The organism is Verrucosispora sp. WMMD1129 (genome assembly GCF_029581255.1).
Lineage (GTDB): Bacteria > Actinomycetota > Actinomycetes > Mycobacteriales > Micromonosporaceae > Micromonospora > Micromonospora sediminimaris.
Map to the genome: position 1 here is coordinate 5502317 of NZ_CP120741.1, position 17603 is coordinate 5519919.

Sequence of the window (17603 nt, forward strand, 5' to 3'; positions counted from 1 at the left end):
GTAGACCGCCTCGGGCGGCATGGTGCGGCAGGTGCGTGACGGTCATCGTTAGTTAACCGGCGATGGCGTCGACGCGCCAAGGTCGACGACAAGGTCGAGGCGCCAAGGTCGACGCCAAGGTCGACGTGCCGAGGTCGCCGCCAAGGTCGACGTGCCAGGTTGCCGACAAGTCGGAACCGTTGTCTGTCCTGCGACCGACTGCGCCGCCTGTCGCCTCTCGCACCAAATCCGGCGATCTGCTCCACGACCAGGGCAGCAGTGGCTGGCAAATAGCGGTGAATTGCCTGACAACTAGCCAATTGTGGTGGCCGGAAGGTGGCATTCGCGGCAATCCTGGGGACCATGGCCACCCCTACGCCGCTGTCGCGGCTGTTCACCGTCGTACTGGCCGGCGTGCTCGCCGGCCTGGTCCTGGCGGTCGCCGCGCTGCCGGGCAACCTGTTGCTCGGTTTCGCCGCGAAGGCGGCACTCGGGAACTACGCCGCGCTGCCCGACGCGTTGCGGACCCCGGCCACCCCGCAACGGTCCTACCTCTACGCCAACGACGGCAAGACGTTGATCACCACGTTCTACGACGTCAACCGGACCGACGTGGCGCTGGCGGAGATCGCGCCGGTGATGCGTCAGGCCATCGTGGCTGCCGAGGACCGGCGCTTCTACGAGCACGGCGGGGTCGACCTGCGCGGCATGCTCCGGGCGGTGGTCAGCAACGTCACCGAGGGCAGCGGGCAGGGCGGCTCGACGCTGACCATGCAGTACGTCCGCAACGTGCTCAAGACCGATCCGAACCGCACGGCGGAAGAGCGGGCCGCGGCCACCGAACCGACCATCGGGCGCAAGCTCCAGGAGATTCGGTACGCCAACGCGCTGGAGCAGCGTCTCGGCAAGGACGAGATCCTCAACCGCTACCTGAACATCGCGTACTTCGGCTCCGGGGCGTACGGGGTGGCCGCCGCGAGCCAGCGTTACTTTTCCAAGGCGCCGGCCGACCTGACCCTCGCCGAGGCGGCGCTGCTCGCCGGCCTGGTGCAGTCGCCGGAGGCGTACAGCCCGATCGACGGCGACGCCGACGCGGCGTTGGAGCGCCGGGGGTACGTGCTGGACTCCATGGTCGAGACCGGCGCGATCACCGCTTCGCAGGCTGCCGACGCCCGGGCCGAGGCGTTGACGCTGGACCCGAGCGAGCAGGCCAACGGCTGTGCCGCCACGGCCGGCGGGGGCGAAGAATGGGGCTTCTTCTGCGACTACCTGCGCCGCTGGTGGGTCAGCCAGCCGGAGTTCGGCGACACCGCGCAGGAGCGGGAGCAAGCACTACGACGTGGCGGCTACACCGTGGTCACCACGCTGGACCCGCAGATCCAGGCCACCGCGCAGCGCCAGGCCACCGACATCTACGGGTACGACAACCCGCGCGCGGTACCGATCGCCGCCGTCGAGCCGGGCACCGGTCGCGTCCTGGCGATGGCGGTCAACCGGCACTACAGCCTCGACAGCAACCCCGACGGGCAGGTCAACTACCCGAACACCGTCAACCCGTTGATCTCCGGCGGCACCGGTGTCGCCGGCTACCAGGCGGGCTCCACCTTCAAGCTGTTCACCATGCTCGCCGCGCTGGAATCCGGACGGACCCTGTCCACCGGCTTCGACGCGCCGAGTCGGCTGCCCACCCGGTACCCGGCCGAGGGGGAGAGCAGCTGCGACGGCCGCTGGTGCCCGGCCAACTCCAACCCGGAGTGGATGGACGGCTACCGGATGATGTGGGACGGCTTCGGCCGCTCGGTGAACACCTACTTCGTCTGGCTGGCCGAGCAGGTCGGGCCGGAGAAGGTGGTCGAGATGGCCCAGCGACTGGGCATCACCTTCCGCGCCGAGTCCGACGCCGACTTCGCCGAGAACGACGCGGCCGACTGGGGCGCGTTCACCCTCGGCGTGGCCGCCACCACCCCACTCGACCTGGCCAACGCGTACGCGACGGTGGCGGCCGAGGGGACGTACTGCGCGCCGCTGCCGGTGGTGTCGGTGACCGCGCCGGACGGGCAGCGGCTGCCGGTCGGCGACCCGGACTGCCGCGAGGTGCTCGACCCCGACGTGGCCCGCGCCGCAACCGACGCGGCGCGCTGCCCGGTGGGTCAGCAGTCCGCCTTCGGGCAGTGCAACGGCGGCACCGCCACCGCTGTGAGCCGGATTCTCGACGGGCGCCCGGTGGCCGGCAAGACCGGCAGCTCCGACCAGGCCGCCACGGAGAGCTTCGTCGGGTACACCCCGCAGGTCGCGGTCGCCGGTATCGCCGCCAACCCGGACGATCCGACCGACCACGTCGGTGCCGCCGTGCAGGCCCGGGTGATCGACGCGGTCGCCCGGATCATCGGCACAGCGGTCGAGGGCCAGCCGGAAGAGGCGTTCACCCCGCCCAGCCGCGAACTCGTCGGCACCCCCCGCCGCCCCGTCGAACGCGATCCGCTCCCGGACCCCCGCCGCACCCCCGACAACCCCCTGTCCGACCTCCGTCGCTGGCTCCAAGGCCGCGGCTGACCCCACCCACACCCCCGAGATCCCGTCCCGTTGATCATCAGGTTGCCGGCAAGCTCTCCATGAGTTCCGCCAACCTCATGATCAACAGGGCGAAGTGGGGTGGGTGAGGGGTCAGGGGCGGCGGGGGCGGTAGGTGGTCACGACGCTGGGGATGCCGCGGCGGATGATGCCGGCCCAGTCGGTGTCGCCGCGCAGCACCGCGGCGGCGGTCTTGCGGGCCTGTTCGGTGGTGAAGTGTGGGGGCATCATCAGCTCGGCGGGGTCGACCAGCGCGTTGATCACCGTCGGCCGGTCGGCGCGTAGGGCCCGGTCCCAGACGTCGGCCACCTGGTCCGGGCGGTCGACCAGCTCGCCGCGCAGCCCCAGCACCTCACCCCACCGGTGGTACGCGATGTCGGGCAGCTGCTGACTGTCCGGGAACATCGGGGTGCCCTCGTCGGAGCGCTGCTCCCAGCTGACGAAGGCCAGGTCCCGGTTGTTGAGCACCAGCACCACGAACCGGGGATCGGCCCAGCTCTGCCAGTACTTCGCCACCGTGATCAGCTCGTTGACCCCGTTCATCTGCATCGCGCCGTCGCCGATCAGGGCCACCAGTGGGCGGTCCGGGTGGGCGAACTTGGCCGCCAGCGCGTACGGCATGGCGCCGCCCATGGAGAGCAGGGTGCCGGACAGGCTGGCCAGCATCCCCGGACGCACCTTGACGTGCCGGGCGTACCAGGCGGTGGTCGTGCCGCAGTCGACGGCGAGCATCACGTCGTCGGGCAGACGTTCGCTGAGGCTGGCGAAGAGCAGCTGCGGGTTGACCGGGCGGGCGTCCTGCTCGGCCAGTTCCCGCTGCGACTGCCGCCACGCGGCGGTGGCCCCGGCGATGGTCTCCCGCCAGCGGGTCGGTCCCGGTCCGGGGCCGAGTGCGGCCAGCAGCGCCCGCAGGGTCGGTGCGGCGTCGCCGGTCAGGTTCACCTCCGTCGGGTAACGCAGACCGAGCTGGGTGCCGTCATGATCGATCTGCACCGCCCGCGCCTGACCGGGTGGCGGATAGAACTCCGAGTACGGCATGTTGCTGCCGACGATGAGCAGCCGGTCGCACTGGTTCATCAGCTGCCAGCTGGGCCGGGTGCCGAGCAGGCCGATGGCACCGGTCACCCAGGGCTCGCGGTGATCCACGGCGGTGAACCCGAGCAGTGCCGTCGCCACCCCCGCGCCCAGGCGATGAGCGATCTCGCGTACCTCGTTCTCGGCACCGAGCGCGCCCTGGCCGACCAGCATGGCCACCCGCTCGCCGCTGCTCAGCACCTCGGCGGCGTGCCGGATGTCCGGCTCCGGCGGCACCGTCGGGCCGCTGCTCGGCACACTGCTGGTGTGGTAGAAGCCGTGCGCGTGCGGCGGGTTGGGCACCGCCGGCAGGTCCTGCACGTCGAGCGGCAGCACCAGGGCGGTGACGGTACGCCGGGCCAGCGCGGTCCGGCACGCCCGGTCCACCAGGTGGCGTACCTGGGACGGGTGGTCGAGCTGGGCCAGGAACGCCGCCGCCACGTCCTTGTAGAGGGCGAGCAGGTCCACCTCCTGGTAGTAGCCGCCGCCCTCGGCGGTGAGCGCGGTGTGCCCGACCAGGGCGACCACCGGCTGATGATCCAGTTTTGCGTCGTAGAGACCGTTGAGCGCGTGGATGGCACCGGGACCACTTGTCACCAGCACCGCGCCGAGCGGCCCACCGCCGTACTTGACGTGCGCCGACGCGGCGAACCCGGCGGTCTCCTCGTGTCGCACCTGGACGAACTGCACCTGCTCGTTGGTGCGTTGCAGGGCCGAGGTCATCCCGTTGATGCCGTCGCCGGGAAAGCCGAAGTAGCGGCGTACGCCCCAGCAGGCGAGCCGCTGCACGATGTGGTCCGCGACGCTGGCGCCACGGGGCAACGGCCACGGGTCGGCCGGCACATAACTGCCGACATGCTCTGCGCTCATCGCATACGCCTCTCCGGCTCGGGCTACTGGCATTCGGCCGCAACTTCCCTGATGTTGCGGCGTCGCAGGTGCCGGAGGCGGCAATATCCCCGAAAGTGCGCGGATCTTGAGAGGGCCGACGGTCGGGTAGGGTCGGCGGTGTGGTCGTTCATCGGCTGACGCGGGACGAGGCCCGGCGGATCGCGGTCCAGGCCCAGTTGCTCGCCGCGCCGCGCCCGAGCGACCTGGTGGAGGTCGTCGAGCGCCTCACGATTCTGCAGCTCGACCCCACGGCGGCCATCGCGCCCAGCGCCGATCTCGTGCTGTGGAGCCGACTCGGTCCGGCCTACGACCCCGCGCACCTGACCAGGGCGATCGAGGTCGAGCGCAGCCTGGTCGAGACCGTCGCCTACATCCGGACGCCGGGTGACCTGCCCGCCGTGATTGCCGAGGCCCGCGCCGCGACCCATCCGTCCGCCCGAGCCTGGATGGAACAGAACGCGTCGTTTCGCCGGGACATCCTGGCGGCGTTGGCGGCGAGGGGACCACTGTTGTCCCGGGACATCCCCGACACCAGCGTGGTGCCGTGGCCGTCGAGTGGCTGGACCAACAACCGAAACGTCACCAAGATGCTCGAACTGCTGGCTCGACACGGCCAGGTGGCGATCTGCGGTCGCAAGGGGCGGCAGCGCTACTGGGATCTCCCCGAGCGGGTGTACCCGGTCGACCTGCCCGACCTCGATCCGGACGAGGCGGCCCGGCTGCGCGACGAGCGTCGGCTCGCCGCATTGGGCATCGCCCGGTCCGGTGGGACGCTGACCCCGGGTGAGTCGCCGTTCGTCGGTGCCGCGGGGGAGGAGGCCGTGGTCGAGGGCGTACCGGGGACGTGGCGGGTCGACCCGGCGTACCTCGGGCTGCCGTTCGAGGGGCGCACCGCGCTGTTGTCGCCGTTCGACCGGCTGATTCACGACCGGGTACGCACCGAGCAGTTGTTCGGCTACGAGTATCTCCTGGAGATGTACAAGCCTCGGGGCAAGCGTCGGTGGGGCTACTTCGCCCTGCCCGTACTCCATCATGACCGGCTCGTCGGCAAGCTGGACGCGACCGCCGACCGCAAGGCGGGTGTCCTCACCGTCAACGCTCTGCACGAGGACGTCCCTTTCACCCGGGCGATGACCGCCGAGGTCGACGCCGAGATCGAAGCTCTCGCCACCTGGCTGGGTCTGACCACGACCCGAGCCCAGGTGTCTTAGTCGTCGCCAGGATCGGGTGGCCCGACCGCGCGCGTCGACGGCGGGCGGATCCTCCTCGCGGGTTGCGGCATCACGGGGTGTCGGCGGAGCGGTAAGGCGCGAGATACCTCAACCCGTGAGGGCGAACCGGCCGGCCTGCCGACCTGACGCGCCGCTGGTGTCCTACCGGCGGGCCGGGCTCGCGGTAGGTAGCGAGCCGACGATGTGGCGCTCGACATCGGCCCAGGTGGACGTGGGTCGGCCGTAGGCGGGCACCGGATGGCGCTGGGGCCCGAAGAAGTACTGATGGGCGACGGTTCCCCGGATGGCGGCGTGCACCTCGCGATGGTCGTCGACGAAGTGGGTGAGGGCGAGGTCGAGGCAGTGGGCCCGCTTGTCGGCCCGCGCCCGGCAGAACCGGACGTGGTCGTGGTGGACGCCGCTGCGCCGGTGGAAGTCGTGGGCGGCAAGCCAGCGCAGGGTACGGGCCTGGACGCGCGGGCCGCATTTGGAGATCAGCCATACCTGGCCGCCGAACAGGGTGACGAGGCGGGCGATGGTGTCGACGGCACCGGGCACCTCGGGGGTGGCCAGCATGGTCGCCTCGTCTCCGTTGAAGAAGGCGGTGTCGCCGCCGCCCGGGTGGGCGGGGCCGTCGATGATGACCCGGCCGATGTCGATGCCGAGCCGGGGGACTTGGTTCGTCATACCGTTCAGGATGCGGCCCACCCAGCCCGCGCAGAACTATTGTTTGATGCCTGGTCTATAGTCACTGACTATGGATGGGCGGGACCTGCTGGAAGCCGACCCGTTACGCTCGTTCGCGGTCTTCGCCGAGCACCGCAACTTCACCACCGCCGCACGGGAGTTGCACATCAGTCAGCCCTCCCTGCACGTGAAGATCCGGAAGCTGGCCGCCGCGCTCGGCGTGGAGCTGTACGAACGCGACGGTCGCCGGCTGACCCTGACGGTCGCGGGGGAACGGCTCGCCGCGTACGCGCTGGACTCCCGCCGACGGGCCGAAGAGTTCCTGCGGGAGCTGCACCACCAGTCCGCGCCGACGCTGACCATCGCGGCCGGGCGGGGCGCGCTGCGGTGGGTGATCGGCGAGGCGATCCAGCGGGTCGGGCGCCGGGGCCGTCGGGTACAGGTGATCACGGCTGATCGGGACGCGGCCCTCACCGCCGTCACCAGCGGGCAGGCCGACCTCGCCATCGTCGCCCACGACCCGCCCGGTCGGCAGGTCGAGGCCATGCAGATCGCCGCCTACCGACAGGTGCTCGTACTCGGTGACGGGCACCCCCTCGCCGCGCGCGGGCAGGTCCGGCTCGGTGACCTCGAAGGTCTGGATCTCGTCGTACCCCCGGCCGGGCGTCCGCACCGCAGGGCGCTGGACCGCGCCCTGCTCGACGCGGGCGTGCGCTGGCAGGTCGCCGCCGAGGTCGACGGGTGGGACCTGTTGGTGCATCTGGCCGCGTTGGGGGTCGGCGCCACCGTGGTCAACGGCTGTGTGGGGCTTCCCGAGGGTCTGCGTGCGGTCCCGATCCACGGCCTGCCGGATATCCGGTACTGGGCGACCTGGCGGCCACCCCGACGGGCCGTGGTGCAGGACCTGCTCGACCAGTTCGGAACCGGCCAGTGACCGACCGGCTCACCTCGGCCAGCAGGTTCCTCGCGTACGTGCTCCGCCACCGTCCGGAGGCCGTCGACATCACCCTCGACGAGGGCGGTTGGGTCGACGTGAAGGTGCTGCTCGCCGCGCTCGCCCGACATGGCCGTCCGGTCACCCGACAGGTGCTGGCCGAGCTGGTCGCCGGCACCGACAAGCAGCGTTTCGAGCTGCACGCCGGGCGGATCCGCGCCGCGCAGGGCCACTCGGTCCGCGTCGACCTGCGCCTGGAACCCGTCGTGCCGCCAGCGCTGCTCTACCACGGCACGGTGTCCCGCCACCTGCCCGGCATCCGGGCCGAGGGGCTGCGCCCACGCGGCCGTACGCACGTCCACCTGTCGGTGGACCGGGAAACCGCCGTCACTGTCGGTGCCCGACGTGGCGACCCGGTCGTGCTGACCGTCGACGCGGCCGGCATGCACCGCCGCGGGTTCGTCTTCTACCGGGCCGTCAACGGTGTCTGGCTCACCGGCCACGTTCCACCCGGCTGGATCGTTGTCGGTGAGTCGGCTTGACGGGCAAGTGGCCACTTGCCTATAACTGTGCGAGTGGACGCGGAGCGTGACCTGTTCAGGGCCATTGATGACGCGACGCGACGCACGATCCTGGACGAGTTGATCGACCGGGACGGCCAGACGCTCTTCGAGATCTGCGGCCGACTGGCCGTGAAGCACAACCTGACCTCCTCGCGCCAGGCCATCTCACAGCACCTCGCGGTGCTCGAAAAGGCCGGCCTGGTACGCACCCGGCGACAAGGCCGGTACAAGTTCCACCACATCGACACGAGCCCGCTGCGGGTGATCGTCGAGCGGTGGCCCATCGACCGAGAGGTACCAGATCCGTGATCCGTATCCATGTGACAAGCGTGTTCGTCGACGACCAGGCGAAGGCGCTCGCCTTCTACACGGAGAAGCTGGGGTTCACCAAGAAGACCGACATGCCCGCCGGCGAGTACCGCTGGCTGACCGTCGTCTCACCGGCCGACCCGGACGGGGTCGAGCTGCTGCTGGAGCCGGCCAACCACCCGGCGACGGGTCCGTTTCAGCAGGCCCTGGTCGCCGACGGCATCCCGTTCACCTCGTTCGCCGTCGACGACGTGTACGCCGAGGTCGAGCGCCTCAAGAAGCTGGGCGTCGAGTTCACCCAGGAGGCGACCGACCTGGGCCCGGTGGCGACCGCCGTGCTCGACGACACCTGCGGCAACCTGATCCAGCTCGCCACCATGAAGTAGCCGTACCCACGCCCTCGGTCGGTGGACGCGGCCTTGCGTGGCCGTCATGCCGGTCGGGCGCCGGCCGGTCAGCTCCCGGCATCACCCGATCCGGCAGAATCGGCGGGTGCCCGTCCACCTGATCACCGAGCCCGGCGACGAGCGGATCGCCGACTACCGGGCGCTTACCGACGTGGAGCTGCGCACCCGCTGGGAGCCGCCGCACGGCCTGTTCATCGCCGAGGGTGAACTGGTGCTGCGGCGGGCGCTGCGGGCCGGCTACCCGGCCCGGTCCTTCCTCGTCGACGCCAAGCGGGTCGACCAACTGGCCGACCTCGACACGGGCGACGCCCCGGTGTACGCCGCGACCCCCGACGTGCTGCGCGAGGCGACCGGGTTCCACGTGCACCGGGGAGTGCTCGCGTCGTTCCGGCGCAAGCCGCTGCCGACCGCCGCGGAGGTGCTCGCCACCGCCGGTCGCGTGGTGATCCTCGAAGACGTCAACAACCATACGAACCTGGGGGCGATCTTCCGGGCGGTAGCGGGGTTGGGGGTGGACGCCGTGCTGCTCTCACCAACCTGCGCCGATCCGCTCTACCGGCGCAGCGTACGGGTCAGCATGGGTGAGGTCTTCGCCGTGCCGTACGCGAAACTGGAACCGTGGCCGACGGCGCTGGCCGACGTGCGCGCCGCCGGGTTCACCGTGCTGGCGATGACGCCGGCACCCGACGCGGTGCCCATCCAGCGACTGGACCCGGCCCAGCGGTCCCGGGCCGCGCTGCTGCTCGGTGCCGAGGGCGCCGGACTGACCGGCGCGGCGATGGCGGCCAGCGACGTCCGGGTGGTCATCCCGATGCGACGCGGTGTGGACTCGCTGAACGTAGCTGCCGCCACCGCCGTGGCCTGCTGGGAACTGGGCCGCGACGACCCGCTCTGAGTAGCAGCCGTGGCGGCACCGGCGAGCAGCCCCGCAAGTCACGGACGGTAGCGTGTCGCGGGTGTTCCCTACCGTGCGTGAGGTCCTCGCCCTGGATCCGGTCCGCCACGGCGCGCCACGCCTCGTCGCGGGGGAGATCGGGCTGGACCGTCGGGTGCGCTGGGTGCACGTCGCCGAGGTACCGGACATCGCCACCCTGCTCGGCGGCGGCGAGTTGGTGCTCACCACGGGTATCGGGCTGCCCGGCGACGACGCCGGACTTCGGGCCTTCATCGGCGACCTGGCCGGCGTCGGTGTCTCCGGGCTGGTCGTCGAGTTGGGTCGGCGCTACCACGACGGTGTACCCCGGGTGATGGTGGCCGCCGCCGAACGCCACGGCCTGCCCTTGGCGGAACTGCGTCGGGCCACCCCGTTCGTGCGGATCACCGAGGCGGTGCACGCCCTGATCGTGGACGCCCAGCTCACCGAGCTGCGCGCCACCGAGGAGATCCACCAGCGGTTCACTGAGCTGTCGGTAGAGGGGGCCGACCCCGGTGAGGTGGTCCGGCAGGCGGCCGAGTTGTCCGGCTGCCCGGTGGTGCTGGAGAACCTGTCCCGCCAGGTGCTGGCGTACGACCCGGCGGGGGAGAGCGCCGAGCTGCTGCTGGACGGGTGGGAGCAGCACTCCCGGCGGGTCCGGCCCGAGGGGCGCACGGCGTACGACCCGGACTGGGGCTGGCTGGTCACCATGGTGGGCGCCCGAGGACAGGACTGGGGCCGGCTGCTGCTGCGCTGGCCACCCGGTGGGGATCTGGCCGGTGGTCAACCGTTGCCGGCCGGCGGGCGGTCCGCCCCGGTGCCAGCCCCCGGGCGGACCGTCGCGACCCCGGCCGGGCATGGTGACTCGCCCTCGGCGCCGCCGACCAGGCTGATCATCCTCGTGGAGCGGGCGGCGTCCACGCTCGCCCTCGGCCGGCTGATCCGGCGGGATGCCGAGGGACTGGAACGCCAGCTCCACCGGACCCTGCTCACCGCCCTGCTCGACCACTCCTGGCCGGTGGACGAGGTGGCCCTGCGGGCCCGGGCGCTCGGTGTGGTGCTGGAGCGCCGTCAGCTCGTCGGGGTGGTGGTCCGCCACCGTGCCGAGGCCGGCGGCGAGGACATGGCGCGTCACCGCCAACCGGCGGGCAGTTGGCCACTCGCCGAGCCGGGACACCCCGGCGAGGCGCTCGACAACGTCCCGGACACCGGGCCCGCCCGGCTGCGCGACCTCGCCGAGGCTGTCGGACAGGCGCTGCGCGAGGCCGGTCTGACCGGCCTCGCGCAGCGCCCTGGACGACCAGACGGTGGGTGTCCTGCTCGCCCTGCCGGATGCGGCAGCGGAGGATCGGGCGCTGGCCGCCTTCGCCGCCGCGCTGCGCCGGACCCGCCCCGACCTGCGTGGGCGCGCCGACCTGTCCGGGAGCGGTGACCTGCCTGGGCGTGCTGACCTGCCTGGGCGCGTTGACCCGTCCGGGCGTGCTGACTCGTCGTGGCGTGCTGACTCGGTGGGGCGTCTCGGAGCGTTCGGCCGCTCCGACGACGCGCCGGCGAACGCTGGCCGACGGTCCGTCGCTGGGCTGCTGATCGCCGCCGGCTCCGGCGTGGGTAGCCTGCGGGAGGCACGCCGGTCGCTGATCGAGGCCCGTCAGGTCGCCGACGCGGCCCGCCGGGACCGGCGTGACCTGCCGATCTTTCGGTTGCCGCACGTGGGGTTGGCCGGGCTGCTGCACCTGTTGCGCGACGAGCCCCGGGTGCAGACCTTCGTCGAACGGCAACTCGGAGCACTGCTGGCGTACGACGCGCAGCATCCCCGGGAGCAGTTGCTCGGCACCCTGCGCGCCTACCTGGAGCAGGGCCGGAACAAGTCCGCGGCGGCGGTGGCCGCGCACCTGTCCCGCCCGGCGTTCTACGAGCGGCTGGCCCGGATCGGCCGGATCCTCGACATCGACCTCGACTCGGTCGACGCCTGCCTCTCCCTTCACGTGGCCCTGCTGGCCCTCGACGCCATCCGCACCCCCTAACCACCCCCACCAACCCCCTCCACCCCCCGACCCCCTCACCGCGTTGATCAAGAAGTTTGCGCCATTTTCGATCTCCAGCGAGGACCAAAACTTCTTGATCAACGCGGTGAGGGGCGGGCGGTGAGGGGCGGGCGGGGAGCGGAGCACGGGTGGGGTGGGGTGGGGTGGGGTGGGGTGGGGTTAGGGGGTGAGGGTTTGGAGGGTTTTTTGGTAGGTGGGGGGGATGTGGTGGTTGGCGGCGGCGGGGGTGAAGGTGTCGGAGGTGGCGGCCGTCGCCCACGCGCTGTCAGGAACGGCGGCTACCAGGGCGGTCACGACGGGGGTGTCGCGCCAGTCGGGCTGTTGGGCGAGCAGGCTCAGCGCGACCACCGACTCCTCCACCTCGCCGACGCACTCGAACGGCTTGTGCCCGTCGATGCCGAGTAGTTCGCGGTAACCGGGAATCTGCGCGGAGTCGGCGAGCAGGTCACCGCCGAAGATGTGGGTGATCCGCTCGCGGGGCATGAACGGAGCCAGGGCCAGGAAGACGAAGCGGCACTTGGGGCAGTCCCGGCACCACCGCTCGCTGGCGTCGCGGAGCTTGAACGCGGCGTTGCAACTGGTGACCACGTCGTCGTAGCGGTCGATGCCGGCGAAGAGCCGGGCGATGTGCAGCTCCGACAGCGGGCGCAGCAGCGAGAAGTACGGTTCGGCCAGCCCGGCGTGCTCCGCGAGCGCGGCCCGCAGCAGTCCCTCGGCCTCGACGCCCTTGGACCACTGGTGGTTGATCTCGTGACCGTTCCAGATCAGGTTCGGATCCGACGCCGAGCGCTCGTTGGACATCACCACCGGGCCCAGCCCGTGCAGCACCGCCGTGGCGACCGCGATCAACGAGTTGATCGCGGTGACCGGGATGTGTCCGTTGCGGGCGCCGGCCGCGTTCAGCTCGAACAGCACCGGGTCGATGCGTCGTCGGGCCGCGAGAGCGGGCAGCCCCGACGCCGCGTTCACCGCGTTGATCACGTGGTTCGGGTTGACCGAGAAGGGCACCGGGTCGAGGCCGGCCCGGCGCAGCGCCTCCAGGCTGACGATCGAGTCCTTGCCGCCGCCGACCGCCGACAGCGGGCGCCGGTCGGAGTTGTCGTACTCGGCTGCCGGCTTGACCTGTCCGTCGGGCACGCGCGGGGTCAGCTCCAGCACGTGCGGCAGTTGGTTGCGGTACGCGTACTCGGCGAGGCCCTTGGTGTAGACGGCCGTGACGAACTCGACGGCGGCCGGGCCGAGCGGTGCCGGCAGCACCAACTGCCCCGGCGCGGCCGTCTTGTAGTAGCTGACCCCGGCCACCACGTGCAGCAGCTCCAGCACCCGACCCAGCGCCGCCACGGCGGCGTCCGACGGGGACTCCTCCGGCACCGGCAAGGTGACCACCTCGGTGAACCGCTGCTCACCGTCGGGCCCCGTCAGGGCGTAGTCGAACAACGCCTCGCCGGTGGACAGGTCGATCGAGTAGGACGGGAAGGTGAACGCGTCCATCCGCGCCAGCTGCGTGTTGAGCACACGCCATACTAGGCCCTGGTTCGTCCGGCCGTGCCCGGCTCGGCCGGACCGCGCCCTGCCGCCGTCGTACCCGAGGAGAACCTGTGCGCCTGTCTGACCTGCGCGGACGTAAAGTCGCAGTCTGGGGGGCCGGCCGGGAGGGCCGGGCAGCGGTGACGGCCATCGCCGCCCACGGCCCGGCCGACCTCGTCGCCGTCGACGACAGCGCGAACTTCCTCTCGCTGCCCTGGGACGGACCTTTGGCGGAGGCCGCCCCACTGGTCACCGGCGACGAGGGTTTCGCCCGGCTGGCCGCCGCCGACGTGGTGGTCCGCTCGCCGGGCGTGCCGCAGACGCATCCCTGGCTGATGGAGCTGCGCCGCCAGGGCGCGACTGTCACCCAGGGCACCTCGCTCTGGATGGCCGACCACGGCGACCGCACCATCGGGGTGACCGGCAGCAAGGGCAAGAGCACCACGTCCAGCCTGATCAGTCACCTGTTGACCGCGGTGGACCGGCCGAACGTCTTCGGCGGCAACATCGGCGTGCCGACGCTGGACCTGCCGGAGGCGGAGCTTTATGTCCTGGAGCTGTCCAGCTACCAGTGCAGCGACCTGACCGACTCGCCCCGGGTGGCGGTGGTCACCGCCCTGTTCCCCGAGCACCTCGACGCGCATGGTGGCGAGCGGGAGTACTACCGGGACAAGCTCAACCTGCTCGCGTACGGGCCGCGCACCGTGGTGGTCAACGGCGCGGACCCGCGGCTGGCGTTCGAGTTGGGCGACCGCGCGGCGGTACGCGCCGGCACCGCCGACTCGGTGAACGTCGCCACCGGCCCGGACGGTACGCCCTGGTTCCACCGGGTCGACCAGCCGCTGTTCCCACGGGCGGTGCTGCCGCTTGTCGGTCGGCACAACGAGGGCAATCTGTGCGTGGCCCTGGCCGTGCTCGACGCGTTGGGCATCGACCTGGTCGAGCGTAAGGACGCCCTGGCGGTGGCGGTCGCCGAGTTCCAGGGACTGGCCCACCGGCTGACCGAGATCGCCGACCCGTCCGGCCTGACCTTCGTCGACGACACCCTCGCCACCAGCCCGTACGCGGCCATCCACGCCATCGACGCGTACGACGGGCGGCCGTTGACCGTGATCGTCGGGGGCAACGACCGGGGGGTCGACTACACCCCGCTGCGCGAGCACCTGGCCGAGCGGGAACTGACCGTGATCGGCATCCCGGACAGTGGTCCGCGGATCATCGGGGCGCTCGACGGGCTGCCGAAGGTACGCACCGAACTTGTCGACGACCTCGCCGAGGCGGTGCAGCTGGCCCGCCAGGTGACTCCAGCCGGCGGGGTGGTGCTGCTCTCGCCCGCCGCCCCCAGCTACGGCCGCTTCCGCAACTTCGAACACCGGTCCGAAGCCTTCGCCGAAGCCATCCGCGCCACCGCCCCCGCCTAACCACCGCGGGGGTGGTGGTTGGGGGGTTTTACGCTGACGGGAGTCGGTTCCCGGAGGTGGTTGATGGTTCAACTGCTGCGCCGCCCAGGTGCCGGCCCGCGTGCGCACGCGGTCGGCGTCGCGCGGCTGATGGCGCACACCGACCCGGTCGCCCTGATCGGTGTCGCTCTGTCGATCTCGCTCTCCGTGACGCTGGACCTGACCGGTGCCGCCACCGGCGTGGAGTCGTTGCTGGCCGGTCTGATGGGCATCACCATCTCGTTGCTGGTGGACTCCATCGCCCGGGCCGAGCGTCGGTTCCAACTGCGAGCGCTGCTTGCCGGCCCGCACTGGCTGGTCCGGGCAGTTCCGGAACTCGCCACCGCCGCCACCGAGGCGGTCGACCGCCACCCAGGCACCCGGGTCGCGGAGGAGACCCAGCGCCGGTTCGAGCGGTTCCACGCCGACCTCGGCCAACTCCGGCAGGGGCGCATCATCCGGCCCGGCGACGATTACCAGGACATGCTCGGCGCCACCCGGGACTGCGTACGGCAGTTGGAGGCGCTGACCAACGTGCTGCCCCGGCTGGCCTGGTGGCGCGGTGACATCGGCCGGCGGTACTGGGCGGAGAATCTCGCCGCGCTGGCTCGCGGCGTAGAGATCACCCGGATCTTCACCTACACCGAGTTCTCCGACGAGTTGGCGGAACTGGTGGCGACGCAGCGTCGGGCGGGCGTACGGGTGGGTCTGCTGTCGACCGTCGCGGTCCCGGCCGACCTGCACGTCAATCTGATCCGCTGGGACGGCACAGCATGCTGGACAGCCGGCATGAGCGCGCACGGCGAGATCAACGAGAACCGGTTCTCGGTGAACGCCGCCGACCTTGCCCGGGCCGACGAGACGTTCCAGGCGTGCCTCAGTCGGGCCGCCTTCGACACCTGACGGAAGGGATGACCGCCCAGGGCGTACTGCTGGTGACCGTGGTGGTCTGGGCGGTTACCCTGATCCGTCCGGTCCGGTGGCGGGCCCTCGTGGCCGCGCTGCCACTGCCCATGACGGCCGCGCTGCTGGCCACCGATCATCCCGTCGACGGCGCGCAACTCGTCGGGGTGGTCGGGCTCAACCTGTTCTTCGGCGTCGTGGCACTGGCCCATCACCGTTTTCGGTGGCCGATCCTGTTGGCCGACCTGGCGGGTGTCGGCGGCTACCTCGCGATCGCGGCGGCGTTGCGTCCGGTCGCGCTGCCGTTCTGGCCGACACTGGCCGCCACGGTCGCCTGCTGGCTGCTCGCCGTGCTGGTGCTGCACCGGCTTCCGGGGCCTGGCCACCCCACCGATCCGGCTGGCCCGACCGATCCGGCTGGCCCGACCGATCCGGCTGGATCGGCGCGGTTGCCGGTGGCGGCCCGGCTGCTGCTGGTCCTCGCCGGTGCGGCGCTGACCGGGCTGCTCGGCCAGGTGCTGCGGGGGCTGGTGGTGACCTTCCCGTACGCCGGGGTGCTGGTGGCGGTCGAGGTGCGACGGGACCTGCCGGTCTTCTGCCGGCACTTCGCTCGCAACAGCCTGGCGCTGATCGGGTTCCTGGTCGGGGTCCACCTGGGCCAGGACGTCTCGGTCGTGGTGGCGCTGGTCGCCGGCTGGGCCGGGTTCGCGCTGGTCGCGGCGGCGCTGCACCTTCCCGCCTGGTGCCGTGCAAAACGCCACCCGGTCAATCTCGGCTGCCCCACCCGGACCTGAGCAGGCGCAGCGTGCCCGCGCCGGCCAGGTAGGCCACCAGCGCCTCCACCGGCCAGCCGAACGGCTCCGGCGCGGTCTTGGCCGCCGCGCCGTTTGCCGCCAGGGCGTACCCGACGGCGGCGAATCCGGCGACGGTGAGTGCTGCGCGGGCACCCGCCCACCTGGCCGACGCCCTCAGGTGCCGGGGGCGGCCGGTGGACGCCTCGATCGGGCCGAAGATGGCGACCAGGACGGCCAGCACCACAGCCAGCATCAGCACCCACGGCAGCCGCCAGGCCAGCCAGGCCGCCGTACCGGCTTCCGGCGTGGGGAGCAGACCGAGCCCGTGCAGCGCACCGACCAGCAGCACGGCCGCGCTCAGGTGCCACAGGAAGACCGTCAGTACGACTGAGTTGACCGCGATCACCGCCTGCCACGGGCGGTTCCGGTGCAGCCACCGTTCCGCCCGCTCCCGCAGCAGCAAAATCAGCCCGATTTGGGCGGTGGCGACCGCGAGCAGGGCCACGCTGGGTGGGGCGGCGTTGGCCAGCCGCTGACCGGGAAGATTGATCATGCTTATCGGGTACGGCCCGGGGCCGGTGAGCAGGATCGCCACGGCGAGACCGCCGAGCAGCATCGCACTCGCGGCTCGGCGGGACATCGGCAGGCACCGGGTACGCAGTCCGGACGGGTGGCAGTGCCCGCGGCGGGCGTCGTACCAGGCGAAGCCGATCTGGTGGACGGCGAGCCAGCCCAGTAGGTAGTTGGGCAGGGCCAGGTTGGCCGGCCCCAGCGCACGGCCCAGGTCACCGGCGGCGACCAGCACCACCAGCGCCAGCGGCACCAGCAGCCCGAGGCGGCGGTGCAGCGCGTACATGACCGGGGTCAGCGGCACCACGGCCAGGTAGGCGGCGAGGAACCACAGCGGAATGGTGGCGAACCAGACGACCGGGCGAACCTCGTCCGGCTGGGCACCGCCCAGCCGGGCCACCAGCGCGCCACCGGCGAGCACCAGCACCAGGGCGCTGGTCGGGCGCAGCAGGCGGGCGCTGCGGCCGAGCAGCCATCCGATCGCGTCGCCGCCACGGCGCTGGTGGGCGGCCAGTGAGGCGGCGTTGGCGTACCCACCGACCAGGAAGAAGACCGGCATGACCTGGACCGCCCAGGTCAGCGGGTACGCCCAGGGCAGGGCGGTAAGTGCCGAGTGGCCGTCGGGTCGGTCACTCTCGTCGTACTCGACTGCCGCTATCGCCCAGTGTCCGAGGACCACCAGCACGATCGCCAGCGCCCGGAGCAGGTCGAGGTAGCGCTCCCGGTCCGCCGGCGTACGGGCGGCGAGGCGGGCCAGGCGGCGCATAGTCCGAAAGTATGCCGACG

At 71.7% G+C, this 17603-nt stretch carries 14 protein-coding genes and 1 pseudogene; 11 read left to right on the forward strand and 4 right to left on the reverse strand.

Features of this window, described 5'->3' with window-relative positions; genetic code table 11:
• The first annotated feature begins 342 nt into the window (after positions 1 to 342).
• Positions 343 to 2532: a transglycosylase domain-containing protein gene (locus O7624_RS25660; protein WP_282237556.1), complete on the forward strand. Its 2190-nt coding sequence runs from the start codon at positions 343 to 345 to the stop codon at positions 2530 to 2532.
• Positions 2533 to 2643: 111 nt separating this feature from the next.
• On the opposite strand, the gene O7624_RS25665 is transcribed toward O7624_RS25660, so the two are convergent.
• Positions 2644 to 4494 carry a thiamine pyrophosphate-requiring protein gene (locus O7624_RS25665; protein WP_282237557.1) on the reverse strand — a complete coding sequence of 617 codons (1851 nt, stop codon included), beginning with the start codon at positions 4492 to 4494 and terminating at the stop codon, positions 2644 to 2646.
• Between the two features lie 140 nt (positions 4495 to 4634).
• On the opposite strand from O7624_RS25665, the gene O7624_RS25670 reads away from it, so the two are divergent.
• Entirely contained in the window at positions 4635 to 5726 is a 1092-nt protein-coding gene (locus O7624_RS25670) for a crosslink repair DNA glycosylase YcaQ family protein (protein WP_282237558.1), read from the forward strand.
• Positions 5727 to 5888: 162 nt separating this feature from the next.
• On the opposite strand, the gene O7624_RS25675 is transcribed toward O7624_RS25670, so the two are convergent.
• Positions 5889 to 6413: a hypothetical protein gene (locus tag O7624_RS25675; RefSeq protein WP_282237559.1), complete on the reverse strand. Its 525-nt coding sequence runs from the start codon at positions 6411 to 6413 to the stop codon at positions 5889 to 5891.
• A 70-nt stretch (positions 6414 to 6483) separates the two neighbouring features.
• Between O7624_RS25675 and O7624_RS25680 the strand changes: the two genes are divergently transcribed.
• The 6 genes and pseudogenes from O7624_RS25680 to O7624_RS25705 all read left to right on the forward strand — a co-directional run bounded on the left by O7624_RS25680 (position 6484) and on the right by O7624_RS25705 (position 11563).
• On the forward strand, positions 6484 to 7347 hold the full coding sequence (locus O7624_RS25680; RefSeq protein ID WP_282237560.1) for a LysR family transcriptional regulator: 864 nt from the start codon (positions 6484 to 6486) through the stop codon (positions 7345 to 7347).
• Positions 7344 to 7889, forward strand: a complete 546-nt coding sequence (locus O7624_RS25685) for an RNA 2'-phosphotransferase (protein WP_282237561.1) — start codon at positions 7344 to 7346, stop codon at positions 7887 to 7889. Before O7624_RS25680 ends, O7624_RS25685 begins: the two co-directional genes overlap by 4 nt.
• Before the next feature lie 27 nt (positions 7890 to 7916).
• Entirely contained in the window at positions 7917 to 8219 is a 303-nt protein-coding gene (locus O7624_RS25690; RefSeq protein WP_282237562.1) for a metalloregulator ArsR/SmtB family transcription factor, read from the forward strand.
• The gene (locus O7624_RS25695) at positions 8219 to 8605 is read left to right on the forward strand and encodes a VOC family protein (protein ID WP_170863517.1); all 387 of its coding nucleotides are present in this window, start codon (positions 8219 to 8221) and stop codon (positions 8603 to 8605) included. Before O7624_RS25690 ends, O7624_RS25695 begins: the two co-directional genes overlap by 1 nt.
• A 46-nt stretch (positions 8606 to 8651) precedes the next feature.
• Entirely contained in the window at positions 8652 to 9521 is an 870-nt protein-coding gene (locus tag O7624_RS25700) for an RNA methyltransferase (RefSeq protein WP_282237563.1), read from the forward strand.
• Positions 9522 to 9582: 61 nt separating this feature from the next.
• Positions 9583 to 11563 (forward strand): annotated as a pseudogene (locus O7624_RS25705) (PucR family transcriptional regulator).
• Between the two features lie 180 nt (positions 11564 to 11743).
• On the opposite strand, the gene O7624_RS25710 reads toward O7624_RS25705, so the two are convergent.
• Entirely contained in the window at positions 11744 to 13099 is a 1356-nt protein-coding gene (locus tag O7624_RS25710) for a hypothetical protein (protein WP_282237564.1), read from the reverse strand.
• Between the two features lie 83 nt (positions 13100 to 13182).
• Here O7624_RS25710 and murD point away from each other — a divergent pair, with 83 nt between their 5' ends.
• From murD to O7624_RS25725, 3 genes are all read left to right on the forward strand, one after another.
• Positions 13183 to 14532, forward strand: a complete 1350-nt coding sequence (gene murD, locus O7624_RS25715) for a UDP-N-acetylmuramoyl-L-alanine--D-glutamate ligase (RefSeq protein ID WP_282237565.1) — start codon at positions 13183 to 13185, stop codon at positions 14530 to 14532.
• 63 nt (positions 14533 to 14595) lie between these two features.
• Positions 14596 to 15453 (forward strand): hypothetical protein, encoded by an 858-nt coding sequence (locus tag O7624_RS25720; protein ID WP_282237566.1) that lies wholly within the window; start codon positions 14596 to 14598, stop codon positions 15451 to 15453.
• 8 nt (positions 15454 to 15461) lie between these two features.
• Positions 15462 to 16247: a hypothetical protein gene (locus O7624_RS25725; protein WP_282237567.1), complete on the forward strand. Its 786-nt coding sequence runs from the start codon at positions 15462 to 15464 to the stop codon at positions 16245 to 16247.
• On the opposite strand, the gene O7624_RS25730 is transcribed toward O7624_RS25725, so the two are convergent.
• Complete coding sequence (locus O7624_RS25730; protein WP_282237568.1) at positions 16219 to 17583, reverse strand: acyltransferase; 1365 nt, start codon at positions 17581 to 17583, stop codon at positions 16219 to 16221. The two genes, O7624_RS25725 and O7624_RS25730, sit on opposite strands and share 29 nt — an antisense overlap.
• Between the last annotated feature and the right edge of the window lie 20 nt (positions 17584 to 17603).